This is a genomic window from Lentzea sp. NPDC058436 (genome assembly GCF_042721515.1).
Classification (GTDB): domain Bacteria; phylum Actinomycetota; class Actinomycetes; order Mycobacteriales; family Pseudonocardiaceae; genus Lentzea.
Map to the genome: position 1 here is coordinate 474,540 of NZ_JBHXLF010000005.1, position 6,616 is coordinate 481,155.

A 6,616-nucleotide genomic window follows, 5' to 3' on the forward strand; every position below is an offset into this window, starting at 1 on the left:
AGAACGCGTTCTACATGCAAAGAATCACGGAGAAACCCGTCACCAAAACGCGGACCACTCGTTATGGAACGCCACGAGGAACACGTTCTACTTTACGAGGGTGGCAGCAGCTCCGGGCGGCGCGGCCGGATCACGTCACCGGACGACTCGCCGCGCACCCGTCGCATCACCCACGGCACGACGTGCTCGCGCGCCCACTTCCAGTCCTCCGCGCGCCGGGCGCGGCGGTCTACCAGAGGCGCGACGCCGAGCAGGGTCCGCTCCAGCGCGTGGTCGACACCGAGACCTTCCAGCACCGAGACGGCGACCTCGGTGTGCCCCAGCGAGTTCAGGTGCAGCCGGTCGTGCGACCACATGCGACGGTCACGCAGCTGACGCATGTTCCACATGTCGACGAGCACGCACGAGTGTTCGACGGCGATCGTGCGCACGTGCTCGTTGTAGATGGCGACGCGTCCACGCATCTTGCGGAACACCGGGTCGTCGGCACCGTCCACGCCCGTGAAGAGGATTACGCGCGCGCCCGCGTTGACGAGCCGTGCGACAGCCGCGCGGTAGCGGCGCATCAACGCGTCGATGTCCACCTTGGGTCGCATGAGGTCGTTGCCGCCCGCGTAGAGCGAGACGAGATCGGGCTTCATCGCGAGCGCGCGGTCAAGCTGCTCGCCGAGCACCTGCGGCATCAAGCGGCCGCGCACGGCCAGGTTGGCGTAGGCGAACTCGGGATCCAGCGCGCCCAGCACGTCGGCCACGCGATCCGCCCAGCCGCGCACACCATTGGGACGGCCGGCGTCCTCATCGCCCACGCCCTCGGTGAACGAGTCCCCCAACGCCACAAAACGCTTGCTCATGCTCGCGACCCTATGTCGGGCATTTGGAGCAGATTCGGCCGGGGTTGCGGCGAGATTGATAACGTTTCGATAACGGCGACGTCTCGAACTGAGGCGGACTCCCACTTCTGGCCGTATCCCCGGTCGTGCGACTCCCCTTGGACATGGCGAAGCCGACGCGACTGATGGTCGCGCTGGCCGGCTGCGCGCTGGCGGTGCTCCTCAACACCGGGACCGCCGACGGCCAGCCCAGCACGACGCCGTCCACCCCCATCTCGACGCCGCCGCCCGACAGCGGCGGCAAGGGCGACGAGGTCGTCCAGACGCAGTGGGGGCCGCTCGGACCGGCTGACCGGGACTTCATGAACCGGGTCAAGCAGGCCGGGCTCTGGGAGAAGCCCGCGGGCGAGAAGGGCCAGGCCAAGCGAGCCGACCAGCCCAAGATCCAAGAGGCCTGCAAGCACCTCATCGAGGGGCACACGCTCCTGGACAACGTGGTGAACAGGGCGGGCGTGCTGCTCGGCCACACGTTGCCCACCGAGGCGTCGGACGAGCAGAAGGGCTGGCTCGCCGAGATGGACGCGGCGACCGGCGACGAGTTCGACGCCGTCTTCGCCAACAGGCTCCGGGCAGCGCACGGCAAGGTCTACGCCTACGCCGCGCAGATCCGGGCGGGCACCAAGAACGAGCTCATCCGCATCCTCTCCACGCAAGCGATGATCACCGTCTTCGACCACATGAAGGTGCTCGAGGAGACGGGCCGCGTCGACTTCGCCGGACTGGAGTCACCGCAACCGCTCGCGCCTCCCCCACCCGCGGACAACTCCGGAGCACCGGACGCGAACGGTGACCAGGCGGCAGGGCAGACGGCCAACCCGACCGACGGCGTGGTCCCGACCGTGCCGGAGGGCACCAGGTTCACCCGCACCGCCGAACAGGGCGTGTTCGGGGACAACAACGGTGTCTTCTTCGGCGCCATCGCGGTGCTCGCGCTCGCGCTGGTGGGGATGAGAATGATTTCCCGGTCGAAGAAATCACGGCGCAAATCCCGTTCTTTCTGACAGCAAAAAAGCACACCCAGGTTCATCCAGAAGATAGCGGCCCCATACCGCCGCCGACTTCACCATGCCGTTTTACCGGACTACCACGAGGTGGCAAATGGCTATTCACCGGAGGAAATCCACGATCTGGCTCACCGCCGCTGCGGCGGCGATGGCCGTGGTCGCGGGCGGTGCCGCGGTGGTGGCCATCAGTTCTTCTGATGGCTCCGCGCTCGCCGATGGTGCGGACAAGAGCTTGTTCGTCGACATCACCAAGGTGAAGCCGAACGTCAAGAAACCAAAGCAACAGAACAACGCCACCACAGGCACGTTCACCGTGAACTGCGGGCGGAACGAGAACGGGCACTTCAACCCGGACAACTTCATCGCGCAGCCCGGTGTCCGCAACGGTGCCCAGCACCTGCACGACTACGTCGGCAACCTGTCCACCAACGCGGACTCGAACAACCAGTCGCTTCAGGCGGCCGGCACGACCTGCAAGAACGGCGACAAGTCCGCCTACTTCTGGCCCGTCGTGCGCATCATCGACGAGGAGCCGGACGAGGCCGCGCCGCCCGCCGAGCAGGCCCCGCCGAAGAAGGACGACAAGGCCCAGCAGGACAAGGACAAGGCGGCGAAGGAAGCGGCCCAGCTGGAGTGCCCGGACGCCGCGTCGCTGCTGCCGGAGGACGTGCCGGACGCGGCCCAGGCGGAGATCGACAAGGAGCTCGAGAACCTCGAGAACGTGACCGCCGAGGCCGAGAAGAAGGTCGCCTCGACCAAGGCCCAGGACCGTGACAACGTCATCGTCGGCCCGACGCGCGAGAAGCGCGCCGCCATCCTCAACCGGATGATGCTGGCGTTCAGCCGCCAGGGCGTGCAGGCCCCCGACCTGAACCCGGCCGCCGCCTGTGCCGTGAAGGACAAGGCGCAGGGCGAGCAGGGCCTCGACAACGGCGGCGAGAACAGCGACGACGCCCAGGCCGAGGGCACCGAGCAGAAGAAGCAGCAGGCCAACCCCGAAGAGGGCGCCGACAACGAGCTCGAGGGCAACGAGGGCAAGATCCAGCGCCCGGCCGTCGTCGACCTCACCTTCCGCGGCTCGCCCGTCGGCAAGGTCACCGCGATGCCCAAGTTCCTCCGCGTGCTCTACGGCGACGCGAAGGCCGGCCAGAACGGCCCGAAGAACGCCAAGGCGTCCTGGACCTGCACCGGCTTCGAGGACAAGGTCCTGATGGACAAGTACCCGATCTGCCCGCAGGGCTCGAAGGTCAAGCGCGTGCACGACTTCCCGAGCTGCTGGGACGGCAAGAACATCGACTCGGCGAACCACCGCGACCACATCGTGTTCCCGGACGCCAACGGCAAGTGCAAGCAGGGCTTCAAGGCCGTGCCGCAGCTGCGCATCTCGCTGACCTACAACATCCCGCTGGACGTCCAGAAGGACGGTCGCTACCTGGTCGACTCCTTCCCGGAGGAGGAGCACAACCCGCTCACCGACCACGACGACTTCGCCAACGTGATGTCGCAGAAGATCATGAACCGCCTGGTCAACTGCGTGAACTCCGGCAAGAAGTGCCGCGAGTGACGCTCTGACCACGCAGTTCAGATAGACGAAATCCCCCGGTGCACCTCCCGCGCACCGGGGGATTTTCCTTGTGCCCCTTCAGGTTGTTCACCACCGTGAACCTTGTTCCGGAATCATTGACCCGATAGGTATAGACCACTAACACTGGCCGCATGGTCACCCGCTCCTGCACGGTGCTGATCGCACTGCTCGCGTCCCTTCTGGTCCCGGTCACCGCCCCAGCGCAGGCGGCGCCCGCGACGTTCGTCCACCCGGGAGTCGTGGTCTCCCGGCCACAGCTGGACTTCATGCGCACCAAGGTCCTGGCCGGCGCGCAGCCGTGGAAGCTCGCCTACGACCGCATGCTGGCGTCGAAGTACGCCGACCTGAACCGCACGCCGAAGCCGCGCGCCGTGGTGGAGTGCGGGCCCGTCAGCAACCCCAACAACGGCTGCACCGACGAACGCGAGGACGCGCTCGCCGCCTACACCCTGTCGCTCGCCTGGTACGTCACGCGCGACGCCCGGTACGCGACCAAGGCGATCCAGATCATGGACGCCTGGTCGAACACGATCCGCGACCACACCAACTCCAACGCCCCGCTGCAGACGGCGTGGTCGGCGAGCAGCTGGCCCAAGGCCGCCGAGATCATCAAGCACGTCTACGGCACCTGGCCGAACAGCGCCCGGTTCGGCACCATGCTGCGCAACGTCTACCTGCCCGAGATCCAGAACGGCCGCGCGAACACCAACGGCAACTGGGAACTCAGCATGATGGAGGCGTCGATCGGCATCGCGGTGTTCCTGGAGGACAGGGCCGCCTACGACAAGGCGATCAGCATCTTCCGGACGCGCATCCAGGCGTTCATCTACCTGACCACCGACGGCGCGCTGCCGAAGACGCCGCCCGGCAGCGGCATCGACACCAGGGCCGAGATCATCTCCTACTGGCACAACCAGTCCACGTTCGTCGACGGCCTCACCCAGGAGACCTGCCGGGACTTCGCGCACACGGCGTACGGGCTGTCCGCGGCCTCCCACCTCGCCGAGACCGCGCACATCCAGGGTCAGGACATCTGGGGTGAGATCAAGGACCGCATGCGGCACGCGTGGGGCCTGCACTCGAAGTACCAGAACGGCGAGCCCGTGCCGTCCTGGCTGTGCGGCGGGAGCTACTCCCGCGAGCTCGGGCCGACGCCGGAGGTCAGCTACAACGCGCTGAACACCCGGATGGGCATCGCGATGGCCAACACGAAGATCTACACCGAGTCGAACCGTCCACACGCGACCGACAACCTCTTCATCGCCTGGGAGACGCTGACTCACGCGGCAAACCCCTCGTAGGAGCGACTAGCGTGCTCTCATGACCGAGACACCGGACGTGAAGCCACGCAGCCGCGACGTGACCGACGGCCTGGAGCGCACCGCCGCGCGCGGCATGCTCCGGGCCGTCGGCATGGGTGACGAGGACTGGGAGAAGCCGCAGATCGGCGTCGCCTCGTCGTGGAACGAGATCACGCCCTGCAACCTGCCGCTGGACCGCCTCGCGAAGGCGTCGAAGGACGGTGTGCACGCGGCGGGCGGGTATCCGCTGGAGTTCGGCACGATCTCGGTGTCGGACGGCATCTCGATGGGCCACGAGGGCATGCACTTCTCGCTGGTCTCGCGCGAGGTGATCGCGGACAGCGTCGAGACCGTGATGATGGCCGAGCGCCTCGACGGTTCGGTGCTGCTCGCGGGGTGCGACAAGTCGTTGCCCGGCATGCTGATGGCGGCGGCGCGGCTCGACCTGGCCAGCGTGTTCCTCTACGCGGGCTCGATCCTGCCCGGCCGGGTCACGCTCAGCGACGGCACCGAAAAAGAAGTCACGATCATCGACGCGTTCGAGGCCGTGGGCGCGTGTTCCCGGGGCCTGATGAGCCGCGCGGACGTCGACCTGATCGAACGCGCGATCTGCCCCGGTGAGGGCGCGTGCGGCGGCATGTACACCGCGAACACCATGGCCAGCGCGGCCGAGGCCCTCGGCATGTCGCTGCCCGGCAGTGCCGCTCCCCCGGCCACCGACCGCCGCCGCGACGGGTTCGCGCGCCGGTCCGGCCAGGCCGTGGTCGAGATGCTGCGCAAGGGGATCACGGCGCGGCAGATCATGACGCGCGAGGCGTTCGAGAACGCGATCTCCGTCGTGATGGCGTTCGGCGGCTCGACCAACGCCGTGCTGCACCTGCTGGCCATCGCGCACGAGGCCGGCGTGGAACTGTCGCTGGACGACTTCAGCCGCATCGGCGCGCGCGTGCCGCACCTCGCGGACGTGAAGCCGTTCGGGCGGCACGTGATGACGGACGTCGACCGCATCGGCGGTGTGCCCGTGGTGATGAAGGCGTTGCTGGACGCCGGACTGCTGCACGGCGACTGCCTCACCGTCACCGGCCGCACGGTCGCCGAGAACCTCGCCGACATCGCCCCGCCCGACCCCGACGGCCTGGTGCTGCGCGCGCTCGACAAGCCCATCCACCACACCGGCGGCATCACGATCCTCAAGGGCTCGCTCGCCCCGGAGGGCGCCGTGGTCAAGTCCGCGGGCTTCGACTCGGACGTCTTCACCGGCACCGCGCGCGTGTTCGACCGCGAGCGCGCCGCGATGGACGCGCTGGAGGACGGCACCATCACCGCCGGCGACGTCGTGGTGATCCGCTACGAGGGCCCCAAGGGCGGGCCGGGCATGCGGGAGATGCTCGCGATCACCGCGGCGATCAAGGGCGCGGGCCTCGGCAAGGACGTCCTGCTGCTCACCGACGGCCGGTTCTCCGGTGGCACGACAGGACTGTGCGTCGGGCACGTGGCACCGGAGGCGGTCGACGGCGGGCCCATCGCGTTCGTGCGGGACGGGGATCAGATCACGCTGAACGTCGCCGACGGCACGCTCGACGTGGACGCCGACCTGGAGAGCCGTCGCGAGGGCTGGGCGCCGCTGCCTCCGCGTTACGAACGCGGTGTGCTCGCCAAGTACGCGAAGCTGGTCGGCTCGGCCTCACGCGGAGCCGTCTGCGACTAGTGCGGTGGCCACGAACCCTTGCCGGGTTGTGCGCGGTCCAGGGCGATGCATCGTGGTGCCTCCCCCACGTCCTCGTACTGGTTGTACGGGGGCGTGGGGGAGGTGCCGCGAGGCGTCCACCTGGGCCG

Annotated in this window: 5 protein-coding genes; 4 read left to right on the forward strand and 1 reads right to left on the reverse strand. The window is 68.1% G+C overall.

All coding sequences use genetic code 11. The features are described 5' to 3' along the window. Positions 1-92: 92 nt before the first annotated feature. Positions 93-851, reverse strand: a complete 759-nt coding sequence (locus ACFWN2_RS23430; RefSeq protein ID WP_382430563.1) for an SGNH/GDSL hydrolase family protein — start codon at positions 849-851, stop codon at positions 93-95. A 125-nt stretch (positions 852-976) separates the two neighbouring features. On the opposite strand from ACFWN2_RS23430, the gene ACFWN2_RS23435 reads away from it, so the two are divergent. From ACFWN2_RS23435 to ilvD, 4 genes are all read left to right on the forward strand, one after another. Further along, positions 977-1,891 carry a DUF4142 domain-containing protein gene (locus ACFWN2_RS23435; RefSeq protein WP_382430565.1) on the forward strand — a complete coding sequence of 305 codons (915 nt, stop codon included), beginning with the start codon at positions 977-979 and terminating at the stop codon, positions 1,889-1,891. Positions 1,892-1,988: 97 nt separating this feature from the next. Next, on the forward strand, positions 1,989-3,458 hold the full coding sequence (locus ACFWN2_RS23440) for a DUF1996 domain-containing protein (protein ID WP_382430567.1): 1,470 nt from the start codon (positions 1,989-1,991) through the stop codon (positions 3,456-3,458). Positions 3,459-3,610: 152 nt separating this feature from the next. Beyond that, entirely contained in the window at positions 3,611-4,780 is a 1,170-nt protein-coding gene (locus ACFWN2_RS23445; RefSeq protein ID WP_382430569.1) for an alginate lyase family protein, read from the forward strand. 19 nt (positions 4,781-4,799) lie between these two features. Continuing rightward, entirely contained in the window at positions 4,800-6,488 is a 1,689-nt protein-coding gene (gene ilvD, locus ACFWN2_RS23450) for a dihydroxy-acid dehydratase (protein WP_382430571.1), read from the forward strand. Positions 6,489-6,616: the final 128 nt, after the last annotated feature.